The sequence below is a fragment of the Streptococcus sp. FDAARGOS_520 genome, assembly GCF_003812685.1.
Taxonomy (GTDB): domain Bacteria; phylum Bacillota; class Bacilli; order Lactobacillales; family Streptococcaceae; genus Streptococcus; species Streptococcus agalactiae.
Genome location: NZ_CP033810.1, coordinates 1694984 through 1718357, shown reverse-complemented (window position 1 = coordinate 1718357; position 23374 = coordinate 1694984). Strand labels below are relative to the sequence as shown.

Here is a 23374-nt window from a genome sequence, read left to right as displayed (position 1 = left end):
GCTACGCTTTGAAATAGAAAACTTTCACGTAGCAAATAAATCTTATTTTACTGTTGATGGGTCAAAATCATAAAATCCAGTATCTAAACCACGTCCTTTAGGGTGCAGTTTTCTAATTCGTTCATCAAACAAGAAAGCCTGATCCTGAGTGAATGTTCCATTTTCAATCAAACGAGCTGTTTCGACAAAAATTTCAGCAATAGCAACAAAATTATCTCCTGGACAATAAATACCATCTAATTTCCAGTGAGTAAAGTGATGTTCAACTAGTTCAGTCACTTTAGTCATCATATTGATATCATTGTTAATAAAAATATGAGTCCCATGCTTATCTTCGTAAATAGAATAGTGACTTTCTGGATCACCTGGTTCTGCTAAAAAAAGACCACGCTCACGTGTTTTTTCATCAGTGATATGAGTAAAATTATAATAGTTTTGCAATAACGGACGCTTAGAGTGATGAATTACAGAAGCCCCATAAACTAAAATCTCAGCAGGAAATTCAAGATTCTCAGACATCTTAAAAAGTTCTTCAGAAGGTATTTCACGTGCTAAAACCGTTTCTACTGCTCCATGTTGTCCCCAAAAATTAACTTGACGACTTGATGTAACGAAGACAGAAGTGTCGTAGATAAGTTTGAAGTTATAACCATCACGCTTGTTGATATAAAATACTCCTGCATCACCAACTACCAAATAATCCACATTAATTTCTTTCATCAACTCCAAAAATGGTTTGATATTATCCATCATCTCTTGATGCATGAGTGCATTACAAGCTACTGTCAATTCTTTACCAGCATCATGTACTAATTTAGCGATTTCACGCAATTCATCGTCTGAAAATGAATGTGGTAAACGAAGACCGTAATTTTCTTCCCCTACATAGATGCGGTCAATTCCTATTGCTAGCAATTGCTTTACTTGTTCAATAGATTCAGCTGTCGCTGTCAAAATTATTTTTTCCATAATTAGTATTATAACAAACTTTCAGCATTTTTAAGCATATTTCTTGACAAGAATAAATAAAAATATTCTTTTCGAAAATTATATCACTTTAGAGGTTAAGCACTATCAGATAAGAAAAAATATAGTATTGTAATATTATATAAAATTATATCTATTTTTTCTTTTCCAATTTAAAAAAGTAAGGAAAGTAGTAAAAAATACTTTTAGTATTCTACTACTAATATGGGCAATGTTTTGGTTTTTTTGAGAAAAAACCTTTATTTTAACTCATAGTATCAAAAAACTAGTGACAAACTCTATTATTTGTGATATGATATGCTAGTATCAAAGGAGAAAGCTATGTCATCACCACTTAAGCAAGAGCAAACTCACGAAAGCAAAACAGAGCAAGCTCAACCAAAATTTCAAGTATTTCAAGAATTTGATCACAGTGCTAAGTTGCGTGAGCTAGTCTTTTTTGCTCGTATCGCTCTCTTCAGTATAACCACTGTGCTAATCTCTTTCTTATTACTAGCACTAAGTTTAACACCTGTCTGGAGTTTCTTACTAGCGATGCTGGCAAGTCTAGCAGTTACATCTGCAGTCTCTTCATTCATTTGGTCACTCAGACAATAAAAATCTCATAAAAAAGAAGCTACTTATAGTAGCTTCTTTTTTATTTTTCTTTATCTTCTGTGTTTTCTTTATAATCAATGACAATATCTTCTACTTTTGTTTCAGGAGCCTTATCTTCTTTTTTAGCAGTATCCTCGTCTGAGAATTTTGATTTAGCTTGATTGACAAAATCATTAGCAAAGTCAACTACTTCTCCGCTTTTTTCCTTAACGGCTGAGACGATATCCTCTGTTGTCAATTCACCTGATTCAAATTTACCTTTATAATCTTTAAAAGTATCAACAGCTAAATTTGAATATTCACTTGCTTTATCTTTAGCTATTTGATGATATTCTTCTGGATTTTCTTTATATTCTCCATAGAATTTTTCTGCATTTTTCCTTAGCTCTTTTCCTTTTTTTGTTGTTAAAAAATAAGCTGCTGCTGCACCTGATGCAGCACTGATAACTAAAGTTTTAAATAATTTACTCATTTTTTGTCTCCTTTTTTACGAAAAATTTTTGAAGCCGCTTTTCCAATAGCTAAAGCTGAACCTGCCTTAGTAACACTTGAGGTTGCACTACTTGCCTTTTGTCCAATATGTCTTGCCTGTAGGTTTAAATCAGATACAGATTCTGATAAGTCAGCAATAGCTACAAAAAGAGGATCAATAGTAGATACTTTACCATTAACATCATCAACTAAAACATTAGCTTTGGCTAAAATTTCATTAGTTTGGTAAAGAGTCACGTTAACATCGCTTGTTAATACTTTAATAGTTTGCTTGGTTTCCTCAATCGTTTCTGATACTTTTTTCAGAACGAAAAGTATTCCTAAAACTAAAACAACAAACGCAATGGCAATAATTAATACAGCAATTTCTATCATAATACCTCCTCTGTTTAATAATATGAAATATGTTGTTCACGACGACGATAAATAATCATGACAATTCCGATAATAACTAAAATAACTGATAACCATTGTGACACGCGCAAACCCGCCAAATAAAGGCTATCTGTCCTCATCCCTTCAATAATGAACCGTCCACATCCATACCAAACTAAATAAAAACATGCCACTTCACCTTGTTTTAAAGTGCGCGGTCGATGACGAATAGACATGATGATGACAAAACCTAGGAAGTTCCAAAGAGACTCATATAAAAATGTAGGTACTCGGTAAGCTCCATCAATATACATTTGATTTTTTATAAAGTTTGGTACGTAATTCAGATTTTTTACTGCCCTACCGTATGCTTCTTGATTAATAAAATTCCCCCACCTACCTATGGCTTGGGCAATCATCACTCCTGGAGCAGCAATATCCAGAAAATCAATGGGTTTAATCAAGCGACGATATGAAAAAATCACAAGGAGAATGGCCCCGGTAATTAACCCTCCGTAAATAGCAATACCGCCATTCCAGATGGCGATAATCTCTACTGGGTGCTTAGAGTAATAAGCCCATTCGAAGATAACATAATAAATACGAGCTCCAACAATGGATAGTGGAAAAGCCATGAGAATGAAATCTAGAATATCATCCGACTTAATGTTCTTACGAGGGGCCTCTTTCATTGCTAAGTAAACTGCTAACAACATACCAGACACTATGCAAATAGCATACCAGCGAATAGAAAAGGGGCCTAATCGTATTGCTACTGGATTAATCATCATTGACCTCGTTCTGACTAATCAAATGTGTTAAACGATCCTCAAAAGTCTGGGTAGCATCAAACCCCATTTGTTTAGCTCTGTGATTCATAGCCGCTGCTTCAATAACTACTGACACGTTTCGGCCTGTTTTAACAGGAATACGTATCCGAGGAACCTTAACTCCAGATAATTCGATCTCTTCATTGCCATTCCCGAGTCTATCAAAAACTTTTCCAGTTTCAAAGTTTTCAAGGTATATAGCTAATTGCACTTGCGATGAATCTTTAACCGCACTAGCTCCATATAGGCTCATAATATCAATGATTCCCACACCTCTAATTTCAAGTAAATGACGTAATATCTCAGCAGGCTCTCCCCAAAGCGTCTCTTCGTCTTTAGCATAAACATCAACACGATCATCTGCTACCAAACGATGTCCTCGCTTAACTAGCTCTAGTCCTGTCTCACTCTTACCAATACCGGAATCACCTTGAATCAGAACACCCATACCATAGATATCCATCAAGACACCATGAACACTTGTCCTCTCAGCTAAGCAAGAATCTAAATACCAAGAAACTTCACCTGATAAACGACTTGTAGGGGCCTTACTTTGAAGAATAGCAATACCGGTATCTTTAGCCGCCTCATACATCTCTTCTGGAATTTCTAAATCACGTGCTACAACAATAGCTGGTGTTTCTTTTTGGAACATTTCACGTAACACTTGATAACGATTATGTCCTGTCATAGCCATTAAATATGACCACTCTTTCATACCAACAAGTTGCAAACGCTCTGGTGCATAATAATCAAAATACCCTGTCATTTCTAGACCAGGACGTGAAATGTCAGCTGTTGTAATCCGCTTAGATAATAGATGTTCATCACCATAGATGACATTTAACTTTAAGCGGTCAACTAACATTTGAACAGTAACTGCCATACTTACTCCTTCTTATAAAAGTGAATATCCCTATTGCTATACCCTACAATTTAAAGTTGAGCAAAGGTACTAAACACTTTCATTAATTTACACCCACATTATATCATACTTTTTACTAAAAGTAAGCGCTAACGCGTTTTTCTGAAAAAAAGAAGATATTTTGAAAAAGTGGTCTAAATAAAGCTAAGAAAAAAGGAGATTCATCTAGCAAATCTCCTTTATATGAATTACCAGAACCAACCGTCATCATCAACAGGTTCAGCATCTTTACGTCTTCTGGGACCTTGTCTTCTTGTTTCAATAATATCTTCTTTATAGGGTAAGAAAACAGCTAATAAAATATATAGCAAAAGACCAAATTTGGTAAAATACAAAATCAGTGCAATCAACACCCGTGAAAGAGCTAAATCCCAGTTATACTTATCAGCTAGACCGGCGACAACACCGCAGACCAACTTACCTTTTCGTTGTTTGTAGAAGCTTGATTTCATACCTATCCTTCTTTCTATCTACTCTATATTTTAATTATAACTACTTTGACAGTAAAATTAAATAGGCCTTACGACTGATTTTAAAAACTCTCTATCAAGCGACCATGACAATAACCACAAGCAAACTTGCGTAAATTAACACGTCTCCTACGTCGGTATACTTGACCGCAAGATTGGCAAGAGTAATGATGATAATTCACTTTAACAGCCGTAACTCTAGGGGTATATCGTAAGCCATCGACTTTTTCTAGTAACTCTTTAAAAGCTTTATCCCTATGTTGATATCCTTTACCTTGTATATAGAGATGATAATGGCAAAGCTCATGTCTTACAATCTTACGAAAAATATCAATACCAAACTCACGATAAATTTTGGGATTAAAGTCAAGGTGTCTATCGTTTGGAAAGAAGCGTCCTCCAGTTGTTCTTAAGCGATTATTCCAATGTGCAGTATGTAAAAACTGACATCCAAAATCTTCTATAGACACCTTCTTAACATAATTAGTCAAGTCCGTCTGGCTTGATAAGACTAAGTCCAATTCTGCTACGCTCCGCATCTACCTCTACAACCCAAACAGTTACAATATCACCAACAGAGAGATATTTGCTTGGATGTTGTAAAGGAGGCATTTTTCTAGTTTTTTTATCGCGTTTTCGCTTAATAAGGCGAGACTGGTGGATTAGACCATCTTCATGAACACCAATATCAACAAAAGCACCAAAATCAACGACGTTTCGAACAGTTCCTTGCAATTCCTGTCCAACTTTTAAATCACTGACATCTAAAACATCATGTCTCAAAACAGGCGCTTCAAAATCATCACGCAAATCACGACCTGGTTTCAAAAGATCTTCTATAATGTCTTTTAATGTTTCTTGACCTACCCCAATACTTTCTGCTGTTGCAATTAAGTCAAGGTTTTGTAACTTCTCTTTAGCAAGATCATCTAATTCTTTGATAGTCAGTTGGTCAAGCAACTTTTTAACAGCTTCATAAGACTCAGGGTGAACACCTGTATTATCCAAGAAATTTTTAGCATTAGGAATACGTAAGAATCCAGCAGCTTGCTCAAAAGCTTTTGCTCCTAATCTGGGCACTTTCTTAATTTCAGCACGTGACTTAATTTGCCCATTCTCTTCACGATATTTAACAATATTTTCAGATATTGTTTTATTTAAACCTGAAACATGAGCTAACAAGGCTGGACTTGCTGTATTAACATTAACACCTACTTGGTTAACTACAGTTTCAACAACAAAATCAAGATTTTCTGCTAATTTTTTTTGGCTAACATCATGTTGATATTGACCCACACCAATAGATTTTGGATCAATTTTGACTAGTTCTGCTAATGGGTCTTGCAGACGTCTTGCAATTGAGATGGCCGAACGTTTTTCAACCGTTAAGTCTGGAAATTCATGACGTGCCAATTCTGAGGCTGAATAAACAGAGGCACCACTTTCGTTAACAATCACATAGGATACGTCTGGAAAATCTTGTAAAACTTCTGCAACAAATGCTTCTGATTCACGACTCGCTGTTCCATTCCCTATAGCAATAATTTCTATATTGAATTCTTTGATAAGTTTTGCTAACTCTATTTTTGATTGTTCGATTTTTGCTTGATTAGCTGGAGGAACTGGATAAATCACTTGTGTTGTCATTAATTTTCCAGTTTGGTCTACTACTGCTAATTTTGCTCCTGTACGAAAGGCAGGGTCAAAACCTAACACCATTTTCCCCTTAAGCGGTGAGACTAACAATAAGTTACGAAGATTCTCTGAAAACAGTGAAATTGCACCATCTTCTGCTCCTTCACTTAGTTCTGTACGGATACGGCGTTCCATAGCTGGAACGATTTTTTTCTTGACAGTCTGTACAATAAGGTCATCTATATATTGGCTAGTTTCTTTAAATCGAACAGCAAAAAAGCGAAACATTTTTTCAAGGTTATGCTCAAAATTAACCTTAAGAACACCCATTTTCTCACCACGATTCAATGCTAAAACTTGATAGCCATGGAGTTTACTTATTTTTTCAGAAAAGTCATAGTAGATTTTGAAGACCTGTTTTTCATCAAGTGACTCATCTTTAACAACTGCAGTGATTGAGCTGTAGTTCCAGATCTCATTATATGTCCATGAACGTAATTTATTATCCTCAGAAAAAGCTTCGATAAGAATATCTACTGCTCCAGAAAGTGCCTTCGTAGTTGTCTCAAAACCATCTGTAAGATAGTTTTGAGCTTCTTCCTCAAGGTTATCCTTATTTTGTAAAATAAGACGTGCTAAAGGAAAAAGACCTGCTTCACGTGCAATCGTAGCTTTCGTACGACGTTTTTCTTTATAAGGTAGGTAGAGTTCCTCAACATCTGCTAGTTTAGTTGCTTCTTCAATAGCCTTTTTGAGTTCTTGAGTCAACTTTCCTTGTTCTTCAATTTTGGCTAAGACCGTAGTTTTACGATCTGAAAGAGCTGTCATACTCTTATCAAGGTCAATAATTGATTTGATTTGAACTTCATCCAAATTACCTGTCATTTCTTTACGATAACGGGCAATAAAAGGAATAGTATTTCCTTCATCTGTTAATTCTAAAACCTTTTCGATTTGTGACGCTTTAATACCTAAATCAATAGCAATTTGTGTAATATTTAAATTTTCCATAACGCTTTTATTATAGCATATTTTTGACTTACGAAGAGTTTTAAAAAGCGATTTCAAGATAGCGTTTTTATAATCTAACAATAAAAAAACAGACCAGATCTGCTTTAATTCTTTTCAAAATATTTTCGAACAATTGGTGCTACTTCCTTACCATAAAGTTTGATAGCATTTAGGACGTCTTTGTGAGGCATAGAGCCAACTGGTAGATGTAACATAAAACGGTCTAACTCAAGTGCTTCAACAAGTCCTATAATTTTATGTGCAACCACTTCAGGACTTCCTACAAAAATAGCACCTTCTGGACCTACTGAACGTAAATACTGCTCTTTGGTCATTTCAGACCAATGAGGGCGTCCCTTAGCAATATTATCGACGGTCTGTTTCGTAGGGAAAAAATAACGGTCAATAGCGGTTTGATTATCCTCTTCAATCCATCCCCAAGAGTGAGCAGCAACTTTTAGTTGTTCTGGTTTGTGTCCATTACGACTACCAACTTCTTTATAAATATGGACCAATTGACGAAATGCTTTGGGATTCCCACCAATAGTTGCATAAACAATTGGCAAACCTTGTTCTGCAATACGAATTGTAGAATCAACATTTCCTCCTGTTGCCACCCATATTGGTAACTGTCTCTGTAATGCTCTTGGATAAATTGGTCGCTCATTAACTGTTTGTGTCAAATGACCTTTCCAATCGAGATTTGTCGCTGAGTTAATTGCTAACAACATATCCATTTTTTCATTAAATAAATCATCATAATCCGCTAAATCGTATCCAAACAATGGAAAAGACTCAATAAAGGAACCACGCCCTGCCATAATTTCTGCTCTACCATTTGAAAGTGCGTCAATCGTTGAAAATTGCTGGTAGACGCGAATAGGATCATTGGAAGAGAGAATCGTTACTGCACTAGATAAACGGATATTATTAGTTCTAACCGCTCCTGCTGCTAGGACAATTTCGGGTGCAGAGACCGCAAAATCTTCACGATGGTGCTCTCCAATACCATATACATCTAAACCAACTTGATCAGCTAGTTCAATCTCAGCAACTAATTGGCGAATCCTCTCAGGATGTGAATAGCTTTGGTTTGTTTCTTCAAGGATTGTTGTCTCTCCGAATGTTGTAATACCTAATTCAATCATAATCTTACCTCATCAATCTACTAATAACATTTTATCACTATATAGTATCATTTCCAATCGATTTGTTTTTTTATGTTAAAAATAAGCTAATATAGTATAATAGGTTATTATATAAAGAAAGAGGTGCCATTAATGGCTATTACGCACAAACGTCAAGATGACTTAGAAAGTATGTTCGCTAGTTTTGCTAAAGTACCAAAACCTAAAAAAGTTGATTCTGATTCAAAACCTGAACAGAAAGATGATTCTCAGAAAGATTAAGTTCTATGGATATCTTTAATCAATTACCGGATAGTGTCCTTCAATGGTTTGCCATTTTCATTTCCATTATTATTGAGGCACTTCCTTTTGTTTTGCTTGGAACTATTTTATCAGGAATTATTGAAGTCTTTATAACACCTGATATAGTCAATAAGTTCTTACCGAAAAATAAATTTCTCAGAGTCTTATTTGGAACCTTCGTTGGCTTTGTCTTTCCTTCTTGCGAATGTGGTATCATTCCTATTATTAATCGATTCCTTGAAAAGAAAGTGCCTTCATACACGGCAGTTCCGTTTCTTGCTACTGCCCCTATTATTAATCCTATTGTTTTATTTGCGACCTACTCAGCATTTGGAAATTCCATACGCTTCCTGATATTACGCTTTGTAGGTGCTACCATTGTAGCCATTGCTTTAGGAGTCATGCTTGCCTTTTTAGTAGATGATAATATTCTAAAAGAAGACGCTAAACCTACTCATTTTCATGATTATTCTGATAAGAAGTGGTATCAAAAAATCTTTCTAGCCTTAGCTCATGCCATCGATGAATTTTTTGATACAGGACGCTATCTAGTATTTGGTACTTTAATTGCTTCAGCTATGCAAATTTATTTACCAACTCGAGTTCTTACTACTATCGGACATAGCCCTATCACAGCCATCTTAGTTATGATGTTGCTTGCTTTCATCTTGTCATTGTGTAGTGAAGCTGACGCTTTTATAGGTGCTTCTTTATTATCAACCTTTGGAATCGCGCCAGTGATGGCTTTCCTTTTAATTGGACCCATGATTGATATTAAGAATTTAATGATGATGGTAAATTCTTTTAAAACAAGGTTTATTGTCCAATTCATTAGTGTATCTTCTCTTATTATTATTATCTATTGTTTATTTGTGGGGGTAATATAATGATTCGATTTCTTATTCTTGCTGGTTATTTTGAATTAAGCATGTATTTAAAGTTATCAGGTAAACTAAATCAGTATATTAATACTCATTATACCTATTTGGCCTATATTTCAATGGTCCTATCTTTTATTTTAGCAATTGTACAGCTAATTATTTGGGTTAAAAATATGAAAATGCATAGTCACCTACATGGTAAAATAGCTAAATCAACAAGCCCAATGATTTTAGTATTTCCCGTTTTAGTAGGTTTGTTAGTACCTACAGTTAGTTTAGACTCAACCACAGTCTCTGCCAAGGGATATAATTTCCCTCTAGCAGCCGGCTCTACTGGTACTGTAAGTCAAGATGGGACACGCGTTCAATATTTGAAACCAGATACCAGCACTTATTTTACTTCTTCAGCCTATGAAAAAGAAATGCAAAAAGAGCTTAAAAAATATAAAGGCTCTGGTACATTAACCATCACAACTGAAAATTACATGGAAGTTATGGAACTAATTTATCTCTATCCCGAGCAATTCATGGATCGCCAAATACAATATACTGGGTTTGTTTATAACGAACCCAAACACGAAGGATATCAATTTATTTTCCGCTTTGGAATCATTCATTGTATTGCCGATTCAGGAGTTTATGGTCTACTAACGACTGGAAATCAAAAAAGTTATCCGGACAATACTTGGGTAACTGTTAGAGGTACAATTAAATCCGAGTATAATCAATTGTTACAACAAAACTTACCAGTCTTACACATTGAAGAGTCTCGTCAAGTTTCTAAAGCTAATAATCCTTATGTTTATCGTGTCTTTTAATATAAAAAGAACTTTCTAAATGAAAGTTCTTTTTTCTTATAAAATTCCTTCCAGAAGGCCACGCATGAAATCTTCTGAATTAAATTCACCAATATCATCGATTTTTTCGCCGAAACCAATGAATTTAACAGGAATATCTAGTTCTTGACGAATAGCCAGTACCACACCACCCTTAGCAGTACCATCAATTTTAGTCAGAATAAGGCCAGTTAATGGTGTAATTTTCGAGAACTCTTTAGCTTGACTTAAAGCATTTTGTCCTGTAGATGCATCTAAAGCAAGCAAAGTTTCGTGGGGAGCATCAGGTACGACACGCTTAATAATACGTCCAATTTTTTCCAACTCTGCCATAAGGTTTTCTTTATTTTGCAGACGTCCTGCTGTATCAATTAACAAGACATCAACGCCTTGAGCAACGGCTTTTTCCATGCCATCAAAGACAACGCTAGCCGGATCTGCTTTTTCTTCTCCAGTGACAACTGGTACATCAACACGGCGTCCCCATTCTACTAGTTGAGCCACAGCACCTGCACGGAAAGTATCAGCTGCTACTAACATAACTTTTTTCCCTTGAGACTTGTATTGATGAGCTAACTTACCTATAGATGTCGTTTTTCCAACACCATTAACACCTACAAAAAGCATTACGGTTAAACCTTCTTGGAAATTGATAGCCTCATTATAAATACCATCTTTTTCGTAGATTTCAACTAATTTTTCAACGATAACACGTTTTAAATCCTCTGATTTCTTGGCATTCTCTAATTTTGCTTCATAACGAAGATCTTCGGTTAACTGTGTTGCAACATTTACCCCAACGTCAGATAAGATTAACATTTCTTCTAATTCTTCAAAGAACTCTTCGTCAACACGACGGAAGTTAGAAAGGAAAGCATTAAGGCGTGCACTAAAACCTGTGCGTGTTTTTTTCAGGCTACGATTATATTTTTCCTCTTGACTCTCAGCTTTTATAGTGTCTGCCTGTGATTGCGATAAAACTTCCTGTGCCTCAGAAAATTCTGACTCATCTGTTGACAGCGAATTAGACGAGATTTCTTTCTCAATTGCTTTACGTTTAGCATAGTAATCTGCTAAAAAAGCATCAGCCGCAGATGTATCCTCTGACTCTGTTTGTACCTCAGTTTTTCCACTAGACATCTCTTCTTGAAGGGGAGTTTCTGAAAACTGATCTGAAGCCTGACTATCACTTAATTGCTCCTTATCACTAAAAGATGCCTCAGATTTAGCAGAAACATTGTCAGAAAGAGTCGTGGAATCAGGAACTACATTTTCTACCTCAGAAGTATCTGCTACCTTTGTCTTAGCCCTATCTTCTAGTTCTAAAAAACTATCGTCTTCTTTTACAGGAATTTCATCGGTATCTTCTGACTCTAAAGGATGAATTTCAGAGGTAACTGGTTGATGTGATTCTGACAATGCTGTATCTCTTTCTAATTCTAAGAAAGAATCATCTTCTGCAACAGGGACTTCAGAGGTTCGATTCAAAGTTGACTCCTTCGAAAAGTTGCTGCCCTCCTCTTTATCAATAACTGAATCTTCATCTTCTAAAACAACAGATTCTGATGCTTCAATTTCTGGTTCTTTATCTTTTTTCTTATGTCCAAATAGGCGGTCAAATAATCCCATTAATTTTCCTCACTTAAAATATATTTCCCAATTGCTTCGGCGACTCCAGACTCATCGTTATTACAAATAGTTGTCGCTTTTGCTATTGCCTTAGCTTCTGGAATACCATTAGCCATTGCAACTCCTAAGCCTGCCCACTCTAGCATTGATAAATCATTTGCTTCATCTCCCATTGCCATAACTTGACTACTATCTAACCCAAGGTGTTTTGTCAGTAGTTCTAAGCCGACTGCTTTATGAACACCTTTAGGCATCAATTCTAAAATGATATCACGTGATTTAAACATTTCATAGTCAACTTTAAGTCTATCAGGAAGTTTAGCAATTTGTTGATCAAGATATGTAGCATCAATAACACTAACAATTTTATTATAAACTACATCCTTTGGCACTTGCTCTAAATCATCAACTTCTATAAATTCTAAGAGCGGGTTGGCTAAATGATATTGAGAATGGTGTCCCTTGTTAGCGATACTATATACCGTTCCCTCACTTAAGATATCTGTTGGCAAACCCACTTGATACAACTCCTCATGGATATCTTCCACTTCTTGTCGTGTCATTGCAGTTTTAGCTAAGATTTTCCCTGTATTTTGTTGAACTAAACCACCGTTAAAAGTAATGCTGTAATCTTCATCAGATACTAACTCTAGGTCCTCTAACAAATTACCAATTGCTTTTAAAGGACGCCCTGTTGTAATAACAACTTTTATACCTTTTTCTCTAGCTGCTTTTAAGGCCACTTTATTTTCTTCTGAAACTTTCTTATCTGTTGTAAATAAAGTGCCATCTAAATCTAAGGCAAGTATTTTAATATCCGACATTAATCCACCATACTTTCTAAATAAGCCATTACAGCTTGATTATTGTGATGACCTATAATACAATCTGCTATCTCTTTAACTTCTGGTCTAGCATTTTCTGTTGCGATAGCTTTTCCTGACCACTCTAGCATTTCTAAATCATTAATATTGTCACCAAAAGATAAGACTTCTTCTGCTCTAATACCGTATTGTTCACAGAGGTGCTCTAAACCATTTCGTTTATTAACTGAGCTTAGAATAATATCAATGGATTTAAAACCTGTTGTCACTGCTGTGGCATACGGTATAGCTTGATTTACCCACTCCTCAGCTTGTCTAACAGTCTCTTCAGTAAAGTTAGCCGTTACTTTGAAAATAATATCATCAACATCTTCAAAGTGAGAAACTTTTTGCAAATTATCATAATAATGAGTGATGAATTCAATATAATCTGGATTGGCATCACTTAGAATATATGCACCATCCTTGCCAGATAAGACATATTCATTATTCTCCATATAAGGGCTCTTACTCAAATGGTCAATAATATCTAAGTATTGTTCTCGACTCAAGTGCTGTTCATATGCCAAGCGATTAAATAAGACTGCTGCACTTCCGTTTTCTGCTATAAAAGCCATCTGATCACGAAAGTCAGCAAATAATTGTTCAAGTGATAATAAGGAACGCCCACTTGCTGCCGTAAAGACAATTCCTTGTTCTTTAAATTTTTTTAGCACATTTGCTAAACGTTTTTTATCATAGGTACCGTTTTCATCTAAGAATGTACCGTCCATATCGGTTGCTACTAATTTTATCATGGAATCTCCTAACTAAAGGGTTTACATTTACTATTGTAACATAAAATAAGGCTGAAAATCCAAAAAACAGAAGAGATCCCCTTCTGTTTTCTAATTGGTCATTTCTTGAGCTTCTTTTAATTTTACAGAAACAATTTTGGAAACGCCTGATTCTTGCATCGTTACCCCATAGATACTATCAGCAGCAGACATAGTCCCTTTTCGGTGAGTAACAACGATAAATTGACTTGATTTATCAAATCGATTAAGATAATCGCCAAATCGCTTAACATTTGCTTCATCTAAAGCGGCCTCAACTTCATCCAAGATGACAAATGGAATTGTCTTAACACGGATAATGGCAAATAATAATGCTAACGCTGATAATGCTTTTTCACCACCTGACATCAAGTTTAAAGACTGGATTTTTTTACCAGGAGGTTGAACCGAAATATCAACCCCAGCTGATAATAAATCACCTTCTGTCAGAATAAGGTCCGCAGAACCTCCACCAAACATCTGTACAAAGGTTTCTTTGAAACTATGACGAATGGCTTCAAATGTCGATTTAAAACGAGTCTTAACTTCATCATCCATATCTGTAATCGTCTCTAGTAATAAATTTTTGGCATGAACTAAGTCGTCTCGCTGTGTGTTAAGGAAGGTCAATCGTTCATGAACTTCTTCAAATTGAGCAATTGCATCAATATTAACAGGTCCTAAAGCTTTAATTTTAGCTTGTAGAGATTTCAATTGTTCACGCGCCATCAAAATATCTTCCAAGACATTTGCTTTTACCTTCGCTTCATCCAATGTCATCTGATAGTCTTCTGATAATTGACGTGAGAATATCATCAATTGTTGAGATAATTGTTCACATTGTGACTCTAATTGAGCTTGCTGACGAATAAGACTTTCATTTTTTTGTCCCTCTTTAGCCAGAGAAGCAGCTAAATCATCTAAAGCAGCTTCACAATCCTCCAATTCAAAACGGAGACTCACAAGCTTTTCTTCGTCATTTTCTCTTCTATTATTTACTTGTAGCAACTGTTTTTCTATACGTGGAAGCTCTTCTTTGTCTAATTGACTGTCCTGATGGCTTAGTAATGTTTGTAAATTACTAATGTCACGTTTTATTTCAGACAAGGTAATCTCTAGACGTGTACAGTTGGCACGTTCAAATTTCTGCTCGTTTAGCAAATCACGTTCTTCTAGCTGTGCCTCTGACAATAATGTTGTTAGATTATTGACTTTTTCTTGAATTGAATCTTTATCTTCCTTAATTTGAGCAATTGAAGTTGTCAACTCTTCTTTTTTAATAGCAAATTGTTCAAGTTCTTTTTCTAAACGATTTTTTTCATTTTCAGAAGTAGTTTGTTCCAACGCCCCGCTGCTTAATTGCAAGCCATTATATAGTTTATTTAAATCAGCAAGCTTTTCTGATAGTTGTTGATACTCTATATCAGCTCTTTGTTCCTCAAGACGAGCTTGTTCTCCATCATTCTTAAGTTGTGCTAAGGTTTCTTGTTTCTCTTTGAGTTGCTCTAACAATGTGGCAACTTCTTTTTCTTGAATTAATTGTTTACTTTGTGCCTGTTTCAATTCTTTTTTTAGATTATCCAATTCAGGCTTGATAAAAACAGTATTATTTTGACGATTTGCTCCCCCTGAGTACGACCCTCCAGGGCGTAACTCTGTTCCATCTAAGGTTACTAAACGTACTTGATAATTCAATTGTCTCGCAGCTACATTAGCATTATCAACCGTATCAAAAATAGCAGTTAACCCTAAGTTATTTTTAAAAATGTTTGACAAGCGTTGATCATAGGTTACCAATTCACTAGCTATTCCTAAAAACCCTTGAGAACTTTGTAATTTTGAGAGATAATGTTGTGCTAATTCTCTTGGTTTTATTGTAGTTAAAGGCAGAAATGTCGCTCTACCTTGGCGGTTTTTCTTTAAAAAAGCAATTGAACGTTTGGCAGCACTCTCGTCTTCAACAATGATGTGTTGGCTGCTACCTCCCAAAGCTATCTCCAATGCTGTTTGGTAATGTTTGTCAAAGCTAAGATGCTCACTAACAGCACCTATGATACCTCCAAGCTGGTCCTTAGCCTGTAGAACTGACTTCACTCCAGCATAGAAATTACTATGATTTTTCAAAATAGATTCTAAACTCGAAATACGTGCTTGCTTTGATTTGATTTCATCTAAATGATCAAATAAAATTGACTGCTGATTCTTATACTCACCTTCTAGATTTTGCAAGGTTTGACCTAAATCTTGGTAGTGAGATAATAACTGACGAACATTCTTCTTTGCAGCCTCAAATCGTTCCAATGCTACCTTTGCGTTACTTTTTAATACTTCTAAATTTTTGCTAACTTCTTGTATTTCTTGAGATTTAGCTTGAGAAGCTTGTTTTTGATTCTCTATATCAGCTAGTAAAGCTGTTAAAGCGTTTGAAGTGTCGGCTTCTTCTTGCATCAAGGTAACAAAGTCTTCTCGAAGTTTTTCAATAATCTGATCCGGATTAGTTGAAAAACGCTCCAAGGAACTTTCTGTACTAACAATTTCTGATCTTATTTGGGCTATTTTTTCCGACAGAGTAGTTAACTCTATATTTTTTTGGGTAATCTGGTCACTACAATCTTTAGCTTTAATTTCTAACTCTGCTAAGCGTTGACCTGCCTCTTCTTTTTTTTCAGCCTTTTGGTTTGACTCTAAACGAATCAGATCAATTTGGCGTTCCAAATCTGACTTTAACTTTGTAACGTCTAAAAGAGCTAACTGTTTAGCCTCAATTTCTTCAGATAAATGGTGACGTTTCTGTTTTAACGATTGATTTTCATCTTCAAGGGACTGACGTTGTTGGTAATAAGTTGCTAACTCTTTTCTTACTGTCAATAGCTTTTCCTCAACAGTAGTTAAATCTGATTGATGTTGTAAAATATCTTCAATCAAAATAGATAAGTGGAGTCCTTGTCGTTCCTCATCTAATACTAAAAAACGCTTGGCAATACTTGCTTGTTTTTCTAATGGTTGGACTTGCATGTCCAATTCATAAATAATATCCTCTAAGCGATCTAAGTTCCCTTGAGTTTGTTCTAATTTGGATTGTGTTTCTTTCTTACGTGTTTTGTATTTCAGAACACCAGCGGCTTCTTCAAATATGGCACGGCGCTCTTCTGGTTTACTATTAAAAATAGCTTCAACGCGTCCTTGGGAAATAATAGAAAAAGAATCTCTTCCTAATCCAGTATCCATAAATAAATCATGAATATCACGTAAGCGAACTTTGCGTCCATCTATTAAATATTCACTATCTCCGTTTCGAAAAATACGACGTTCAACTCGAACTTCGTCAGCTATATTTTCGATAAAATGGTCGCTATTATCTAAAGTAACACTCACTTGCGCATAATTAAGGGGCTTACGATTTTCTGTACCAGCAAATATAACGTCTGGCATCTTACCTCCTCGTAAACTTTTTGCGCTTGATTCTCCCAATGCCCAACGTAAACTCTCTGTGATATTACTTTTACCTGATCCATTTGGACCTACAACAGCAGTAACTCCTTGATCAAATTCTACCTTAGTTTTATCCGCAAAGGACTTAAAGCCTTGCATTTCAATTTCTTTTAAAAACATGATTTCCTCATTGTAACGTTGCTAAAGCATTTTTGGCAGCGTCTTGTTCAGCAGCTTTCTTTGATCGTCCAATTCCTTGGCTCAAATTTTCTTGGTTGACAGATACAGTCACCTCAAATTCCTTTGCATGTGCTGGACCACTTTCATTAGTAACTTGATAATCTATTTTTACATCCCCATGAGATTGAAGTAATTCTTGCAAGCTTGTCTTGTAATCTTTAACACGCTCATAGGTCCCTTTTTCAACGTGAGGGATCATTACCTTGTTAACAAAGGCATGAACCACTTCAACACCTTTATCTAATAATAAAGCTCCTAAAAAAGCCTCAAATAAATCTCCTAAAATAGTGTCACGATTACGTCCACCAGATTTTTCTTCTCCTTTTCCAAGTTTAATATAGTGATCAAAGCCACATAGACGTGAAAAACCTGCAAGACTTTCCTCACGAACAATCATTGAACGTAATTTTGATAAATCACCTTCTGCCTTTTGAGGGTACTTTGTAAAAAGATACTGTGAAATAAGTAATTGTAGAACAGCGTCTCCTAAAAATTCCAAACGTTCATTATGTGAAATGTTTAGGAGGCGATGCTCATTTGCGTATGATGTATGGGTAAAAGCTGTATCTAATAATTCTTGATTAGCAAAAACAATACCATAGTCTTTTTCCAGCTTTGATCTTAATTCTTTCATTTTTTTCTCCTTGATTTCAATCATAGATAAAATATTAAACAAATACCATTATACCACAGTTGACAAATAATCAAACATTTTGGAAGTTAAACCTATCTTCCAAAGAAAACGTTTCCTTAATTACATATTTGAATATTCAACAAAAGACTAGGATACACACCTAGTCTCTTGTTAACTATTCATCAATTTTATCAGGTACTACATAAAAAAGCACATAAGTTCCTACAATAGTTCCAATCAATAATCCCAGTTTGAGCCACATTAGAGGAGCAAAATAGATTGAAATTCCCATCAAGATATAAATTTGCCAAATCATTGACTTTTTACGCGCTGGGGCAATACTTCTGCTTTCAACAAAATCTGCAGCGTAGTATTTATAAACTTTAGTTTGACGCAACCAAATATCAAATTTTTCAGAGCTTCTCGAAAAGCAAAAAGCTGAAAGCAATACTAATGGAGTCGTTGGAACTACCGGCAAGACAATACCTGCAATGCCTATCCCTAAACTAATAAATCCTAAACTAATGTAAAAAATCTTTTTCAATCTTAAATCCTCGTCAGTGGGGTAGCTGAATCAGGTGAAGTATCGTGAACAGAAAAATCTGTGCCCACACCAAAGTCAGCTCTCATTAAATTGTTTTCCATAGTCATGTGAGCAAGTTCCTTAATATTATTTTCCTTACTCAAGTGTCCTAAATAGATGTGTTTAGTACGGTTACCTATAGTGCGAATCATGGTTTCTGAACCATCTTCATTAGATAAATGTCCTTTATCTGATAAAATACGTTGCTTAAGTGTCCAAGGATAAGAACCCGAACGTAGAATCTCAATGTCGTGATTTGACTCGATCAAATAACCATCTGCATTCTCAATCAAGCCTGCCATTCGGTCGCTAACATATCCTGTATCTGTCAACATCACAAAGCTCTTATCATCTTTCATCATACGGTAAAATTGGGGATCCACAGCATCATGACTTACACCAAAGCTCTCAATATCTAAATCCCCGAAAGTTAAGGTTTTACCGCGTCCAAAAACATGCTTTTGACTAACATCAACTTTGCCTAACATGTTACGCTCATCCATAACTTTCCACGTCTGCTCATTGGCATAAATATCAAGGTGATATTTCCTAGCCAATACGCCAACACCTTTAATGTGGTCAGAATGTTCATGGGTAACTAGTATAGCATCTAAATCTTCTGGTTTACGATTAATTTCTGCAAGAAGGCTAGTCACTTTCTTGCCTGTTAAACCAGCGTCAATTAAAAGACGTTTTTGGGGTGTCTCAATATAAAAACAATTTCCAGTTGAACCTGAAGCTAAGATACTATATTTAAATCCTATTTCTGACATGTTTTAATCTTCAACGTCCTCCCATTCTTCATAAGTTACAGCATCTTTATCATAAGGCAAGACTATTGTAAAAGTAGACCCTTTACCATACTCACTCTTAGCCCAAATAAATCCCTTATGCTGCTTAACAATTTCTTTTGCAATTGACAAACCAAGTCCAGTCCCACCCTGTTGACGACTTCTCGCCTTATCAACACGATAAAAACGATCAAAGATGAGAGGTAAATCTTTTTTGGGAATACCTAAGCCTTGGTCTGATATTGATAAAATCATCTGCGTTTTAGTTGTGCGTAGATTAACTGTGATCTTACCACCATCTGGTGAATACTTGACTGCATTATTTAAAATGTTATCAATCACTTGAGTCATCTTATCTGTATCAATTTCCACCCAAATTGACTTAAGAGGATAATCTCTGACAATTTCATAAACTTTTCCTGTGACTGTTTTTTGATTTCTAATCTGATCAAATCGATTCAAAATTGAGGTCATGAAAGCTGTAAAATTCGTCATTTCAACATCTAAATGCGTTACTTCATTATCAATGCGCGATAAACTTAATAAATCTGATATCATACGCATCATACGATTTGTTTCATCTAGAGATACCTTAATGAAGCTTGGAGCAACTTCTTCATTAAGCGCTCCCTCATCTAAAGCTTCTAAATAAGATTTTACAGATGTCAAAGGTGTACGAAGTTCATGAGAAACATTAGATACAAAAAGTCTTCTTTCACGCTCTTCTTTCTCTTGCTCAGTAGCATCGTGTGACACTGCAACTAAACCGGAAATAAAACCACTTTCACGACGGTTCAAAGCAAATCGAATCCGTAAGGTAACAAATTCACCGTTTTCATCACGTCTATTAAGAACTACCTCTGGCGTTTTAGAGACTAAATCTTGGAACGAATATGGACTTCCCGACCCTAACATATCAACAATATTCATTGATAAAGCTTCATCATATGCTAGATTGAACTGCTGTTGGGCTGTCTCATTAATCATAACGATTTTTCCTGAACGATCTGTAGCCAGCACACCGTCAGTCATATAAGTTAAGATACTTGCTAAGCGATTCTTTTCTTGTTCTAAGTTATCATGTGCCATTCGGAAGACATCAGATAAATCATTTATACTTTCACCTAATTCTACCAAATCTGCATCACCTTGAATTAGAATACTATCTGAATAATTTCCTGCTATCAAATCTCTGACTTTCCAATTCAAAAGCCGGATATTTTTAGACATTTTAAAATCTCTAACCGCTAGATAAACAAAATAAACAGCAACAAAAACTAGTAAAAAAAGTAAGGCTAGCTCAAACGACCTAATATTTGCAGCACTATTATTCATAAGACTTCATGTAATAACCTACACCACGTCGAGTCAAAATATATTCTGGACGACCAGGAGTATCTTCAATCTTTTCACGTAAACGTCTCACCGTCACATCAACTGTACGGACATCTCCAAAATAATCATATCCCCAAACTGTTTCCAATAAATGTTCGCGTGTCATGACTTGTCCGATATGTGTCGCTAAATGGTGAAGTAATTCAAATTCTCGGTGCGTTAATTCAATTTCTTCGCCACGTTTCTTAGCAATAAAGGCATCTGGTAAAATTTGCAACTCACCAATAGTAATATCTGAAGAAGCATTTTGAGCACTTTCTTCTGCTACAGCTGTTTCAATATTTTCAGTACGTCGTAAATGTGCTTTGACCCGTGCCAAAAGTTCACGATTTGAAAAAGGTTTAGTAACATAATCATCTGCACCGATTTCTAAACCAATGACTTTGTCAAACTCACTGTCTTTTGCAGAAAGCATAATAATAGGAATATGGCTGGTTTTACGAACTTCCTTAGCCACTTCTAAACCATCTAGTTCAGGAAGCATTAAATCCAAAATGATTAAATCTGGTTGAAATTCTGCATATTGTACTAAAGCTTCACGGCCATCGAAAGCTGTCGCCGTCTCATATCCTTCTTTGGTTAAATTAAATTTGATAATATCTGAAATTGGTTTTTCATCATCAACGATAAGTATTTTTTTCATATTTTACCTCTATTACTTTCTGGTCTCCCACTTCCATTCATAAACTGAAAAATAAAAGTGACCGAAAATATGATAATATGGGCCTAAAGCACCACTATTATCACTAATTATAACAGATTTCCTAGTTAATTGGAAACTTTCAATACATCCTATTAAACTGAAAAATAAATGATACGAGAACGTAATATTTTTACTAAAAATACCGCTCTAAAAATAGCAATATTTAAATCAATCCTACTCTTTAATATTCTGAATTTATTGACAAGCTCACAAACAGGTGATACACTTATCTATAATGTTAGGTAACCTAACAATAAACTGTTATTTTAGGAGGTTCTTATGTCACTCATATCTTATAAGAATGTTAACAAGTATTATGGAGATTATCACGCCCTTCGTCAGATTAATTTGGAAATAGAGCCAGGGCAAGTGGTTGTTCTATTAGGACCTTCTGGATCAGGTAAATCAACACTTATTAGAACAATGAACGCTCTCGAATCTATTGACGATGGTAGTTTGGTCGTGAATGGACATGAATTAGCAAATATTTCATCTAAAGAATTGGTCAACCTCCGTAAAGAAGTTGGTATGGTTTTTCAACATTTTAACCTTTATCCTCACAAAACCGTGTTAGAAAATATTACATTAGCTCCTATTAAAGTATTAAAACAATCTAAAAAAGAAGCTATGGAAATTGCTGAAAAATATTTAAAATTTGTCAATATGTGGGAAAGAAAAGATTCCTACCCATCTATGCTATCAGGTGGTCAAAAACAAAGAATTGCTATTGCTAGAGGGCTTGCCATGCATCCAAAACTCCTCCTCTTTGATGAGCCTACCTCTGCCCTTGATCCCGAAACCATCGGAGACGTTCTTTCAGTGATGCAAAAATTGGCAAATGACGGAATGAATATGGTCGTTGTAACTCATGAAATGGGATTTGCACGAGAAGTTGCTGATCGTATTATTTTTATGGCTGATGGGGAAATTTTAGTGGATACTACAGATGTACAAGACTTTTTTGATAATCCCAGAGAACCACGTGCTAAACAATTTTTAAGCAACATTATCAACCATACCAGTACTGACCTTTAGGAGGACGAAATATGCTGAGACGAAAAAGATTAACGTTCTATCTATTATCCTGTATTTTTATTTTCCTGTTATTTTATCCTAACTCAACGTCAGCTAATCAATTATCAGAAATCAAAAAATCGGGCGTCCTTAAAGTTGGAGTCAAACAAGATGTGCCTAACTTTGGTTATTATAATGCTGAGACGAATCAATACGAAGGAATGGAAATTGATATTGCCAAAAAAATTGCCAAATCCTTAGGTGTCAAACCAGTTTTTGTACCGACAACCGCACAAACCAGAGAGCCTCTGATGGACAATGGGCAAATTGATATTCTAATCGCAACATACACTATCACGCCCGAAAGAAAAGCTAACTATAATATTTCTAAAGCTTATTATCACGATGAAATTGGATTTTTGGTGCGTAAAAATAGTCATATCAAAACTATAAAAGAATTGGATGGTAAACACATTGGTGTGGCTCAAGGTGCCACTACAAAAGTCAATTTAGAAAAATATGCTAAAGAACACAAGCTAAAATTTAGCTATGCTCAATTAGGGAGTTTCCCAGAATTAGCGATATCGCTGTACGCTAATCGTATTGATGCTTTTTCAGTTGATAAATCTATCCTTAGCGGCTACCTTAGCCCTCATACAACCATATTAAAAGAAGGGTTCAATACGCAAGAATACGGTATTGCAACCAGTAAACAGGACAAAGTCTTGATTCCCTACGTTAATAAGTTACTGGTATCATGGGAAAAAGATGGTAGTTTAAAACACATTTATCAAAAATTTAAGCTTAAACCCGCTAAAGTAAAAAAAGAATAGGGAGGATTTTTT

The 23374-nt window shown here is 35.4% G+C and carries 24 protein-coding genes; 6 read left to right on the top strand and 18 right to left on the bottom strand.

Features of this window, described 5'->3' with window-relative positions:
• Positions 1–42: 42 nt before the first annotated feature.
• Positions 43–969 carry a peptidase U32 family protein gene (locus tag EGX96_RS09245; protein ID WP_000411251.1) on the bottom strand — a complete coding sequence of 309 codons (927 nt, stop codon included), beginning with the start codon at positions 967–969 and terminating at the stop codon, positions 43–45.
• Between the two features lie 339 nt (positions 970–1308).
• Here EGX96_RS09245 and EGX96_RS09240 point away from each other — a divergent pair, with 339 nt between their 5' ends.
• The gene (locus tag EGX96_RS09240) at positions 1309–1584 is read left to right on the top strand and encodes a DUF3270 domain-containing protein (RefSeq protein WP_000097985.1); all 276 of its coding nucleotides are present in this window, start codon (positions 1309–1311) and stop codon (positions 1582–1584) included.
• A 40-nt stretch (positions 1585–1624) separates the two neighbouring features.
• On the opposite strand, the gene EGX96_RS09235 is transcribed toward EGX96_RS09240, so the two are convergent.
• From EGX96_RS09235 to EGX96_RS09195, 8 genes are all read right to left on the bottom strand, one after another.
• Positions 1625–2056, bottom strand: coding sequence for a YtxH domain-containing protein (locus tag EGX96_RS09235; RefSeq protein ID WP_000039971.1), 432 nt, complete (start codon positions 2054–2056; stop codon positions 1625–1627).
• A complete protein-coding gene (locus tag EGX96_RS09230; RefSeq protein ID WP_000569599.1) occupies positions 2053–2451 on the bottom strand; it encodes a DUF948 domain-containing protein in 399 nt (132 codons plus the stop codon). Before EGX96_RS09230 ends, EGX96_RS09235 begins: the two co-directional genes overlap by 4 nt.
• 14 nt (positions 2452–2465) lie before the next feature.
• Positions 2466–3239: a prolipoprotein diacylglyceryl transferase gene (lgt, locus tag EGX96_RS09225; RefSeq protein ID WP_047200344.1), complete on the bottom strand. Its 774-nt coding sequence runs from the start codon at positions 3237–3239 to the stop codon at positions 2466–2468.
• Positions 3232–4167 carry an HPr(Ser) kinase/phosphatase gene (hprK, locus tag EGX96_RS09220; RefSeq protein ID WP_000301753.1) on the bottom strand — a complete coding sequence of 312 codons (936 nt, stop codon included), beginning with the start codon at positions 4165–4167 and terminating at the stop codon, positions 3232–3234. The genes lgt and hprK overlap by 8 nt, the downstream gene beginning before the upstream one ends.
• Before the next feature lie 227 nt (positions 4168–4394).
• Positions 4395–4658: a PspC domain-containing protein gene (locus EGX96_RS09210; RefSeq protein ID WP_000842478.1), complete on the bottom strand. Its 264-nt coding sequence runs from the start codon at positions 4656–4658 to the stop codon at positions 4395–4397.
• An 80-nt stretch (positions 4659–4738) separates the two neighbouring features.
• Positions 4739–5197, bottom strand: coding sequence for a SprT family protein (locus tag EGX96_RS09205; RefSeq protein WP_000366646.1), 459 nt, complete (start codon positions 5195–5197; stop codon positions 4739–4741).
• Positions 5160–7322: a Tex family protein gene (locus EGX96_RS09200; protein ID WP_000429384.1), complete on the bottom strand. Its 2163-nt coding sequence runs from the start codon at positions 7320–7322 to the stop codon at positions 5160–5162. Before EGX96_RS09200 ends, EGX96_RS09205 begins: the two co-directional genes overlap by 38 nt.
• A 104-nt stretch (positions 7323–7426) precedes the next feature.
• Positions 7427–8470 (bottom strand): LLM class flavin-dependent oxidoreductase, encoded by a 1044-nt coding sequence (locus EGX96_RS09195; protein WP_000571059.1) that lies wholly within the window; start codon positions 8468–8470, stop codon positions 7427–7429.
• Positions 8471–8602: 132 nt separating this feature from the next.
• On the opposite strand from EGX96_RS09195, the gene EGX96_RS09190 reads away from it, so the two are divergent.
• The 3 genes from EGX96_RS09190 to EGX96_RS09180 are packed head-to-tail and all read left to right on the top strand — an operon-like array spanning position 8603 to position 10451.
• Entirely contained in the window at positions 8603–8731 is a 129-nt protein-coding gene (locus EGX96_RS09190; RefSeq protein WP_001018624.1) for an SPJ_0845 family protein, read from the top strand.
• A 5-nt stretch (positions 8732–8736) separates the two neighbouring features.
• Positions 8737–9639, top strand: a complete 903-nt coding sequence (locus EGX96_RS09185; protein ID WP_000350891.1) for a permease — start codon at positions 8737–8739, stop codon at positions 9637–9639.
• Positions 9639–10451, top strand: coding sequence for a TIGR03943 family putative permease subunit (locus EGX96_RS09180; protein WP_000617813.1), 813 nt, complete (start codon positions 9639–9641; stop codon positions 10449–10451). Before EGX96_RS09185 ends, EGX96_RS09180 begins: the two co-directional genes overlap by 1 nt.
• 36 nt (positions 10452–10487) lie before the next feature.
• Here EGX96_RS09180 and ftsY read toward each other — a convergent pair whose 3' ends face one another.
• The 9 genes from ftsY to yycF all read right to left on the bottom strand — a co-directional run bounded on the left by ftsY (position 10488) and on the right by yycF (position 21455).
• On the bottom strand, positions 10488–12098 hold the full coding sequence (gene ftsY / locus EGX96_RS09175; RefSeq protein WP_000522267.1) for a signal recognition particle-docking protein FtsY: 1611 nt from the start codon (positions 12096–12098) through the stop codon (positions 10488–10490).
• Positions 12098–12922, bottom strand: coding sequence for a Cof-type HAD-IIB family hydrolase (locus tag EGX96_RS09170; RefSeq protein WP_001280060.1), 825 nt, complete (start codon positions 12920–12922; stop codon positions 12098–12100). Before EGX96_RS09170 ends, ftsY begins: the two co-directional genes overlap by 1 nt.
• Positions 12922–13719, bottom strand: a complete 798-nt coding sequence (locus EGX96_RS09165; protein WP_000594101.1) for a Cof-type HAD-IIB family hydrolase — start codon at positions 13717–13719, stop codon at positions 12922–12924. The genes EGX96_RS09170 and EGX96_RS09165 overlap by 1 nt, the downstream gene beginning before the upstream one ends.
• 90 nt (positions 13720–13809) lie before the next feature.
• Positions 13810–17349 carry a chromosome segregation protein SMC gene (gene smc, locus EGX96_RS09160; protein ID WP_000478794.1) on the bottom strand — a complete coding sequence of 1180 codons (3540 nt, stop codon included), beginning with the start codon at positions 17347–17349 and terminating at the stop codon, positions 13810–13812.
• 7 nt (positions 17350–17356) lie between these two features.
• On the bottom strand, positions 17357–18043 hold the full coding sequence (gene rnc / locus EGX96_RS09155) for a ribonuclease III (RefSeq protein ID WP_000661526.1): 687 nt from the start codon (positions 18041–18043) through the stop codon (positions 17357–17359).
• A 175-nt stretch (positions 18044–18218) separates the two neighbouring features.
• Positions 18219–18587: a YbaN family protein gene (locus tag EGX96_RS09150; RefSeq protein ID WP_000719384.1), complete on the bottom strand. Its 369-nt coding sequence runs from the start codon at positions 18585–18587 to the stop codon at positions 18219–18221.
• 2 nt (positions 18588–18589) lie between these two features.
• A complete protein-coding gene (locus EGX96_RS09145) occupies positions 18590–19399 on the bottom strand; it encodes an MBL fold metallo-hydrolase (protein WP_001289497.1) in 810 nt (269 codons plus the stop codon).
• A gap of 3 nt (positions 19400–19402) precedes the next feature.
• Positions 19403–20752: a cell wall metabolism sensor histidine kinase VicK gene (gene vicK / locus EGX96_RS09140; protein ID WP_001065466.1), complete on the bottom strand. Its 1350-nt coding sequence runs from the start codon at positions 20750–20752 to the stop codon at positions 19403–19405.
• Entirely contained in the window at positions 20745–21455 is a 711-nt protein-coding gene (gene yycF / locus EGX96_RS09135; protein WP_000722052.1) for a response regulator YycF, read from the bottom strand. The genes vicK and yycF overlap by 8 nt, the downstream gene beginning before the upstream one ends.
• A gap of 339 nt (positions 21456–21794) precedes the next feature.
• Between yycF and EGX96_RS09130 the strand changes: the two genes are divergently transcribed.
• Both EGX96_RS09130 and EGX96_RS09125 read left to right on the top strand, forming a co-directional pair.
• Positions 21795–22550: an amino acid ABC transporter ATP-binding protein gene (locus EGX96_RS09130; RefSeq protein ID WP_000053145.1), complete on the top strand. Its 756-nt coding sequence runs from the start codon at positions 21795–21797 to the stop codon at positions 22548–22550.
• A gap of 11 nt (positions 22551–22561) precedes the next feature.
• Positions 22562–23362 (top strand): transporter substrate-binding domain-containing protein, encoded by an 801-nt coding sequence (locus tag EGX96_RS09125; RefSeq protein WP_000946165.1) that lies wholly within the window; start codon positions 22562–22564, stop codon positions 23360–23362.
• Positions 23363–23374: the final 12 nt, after the last annotated feature.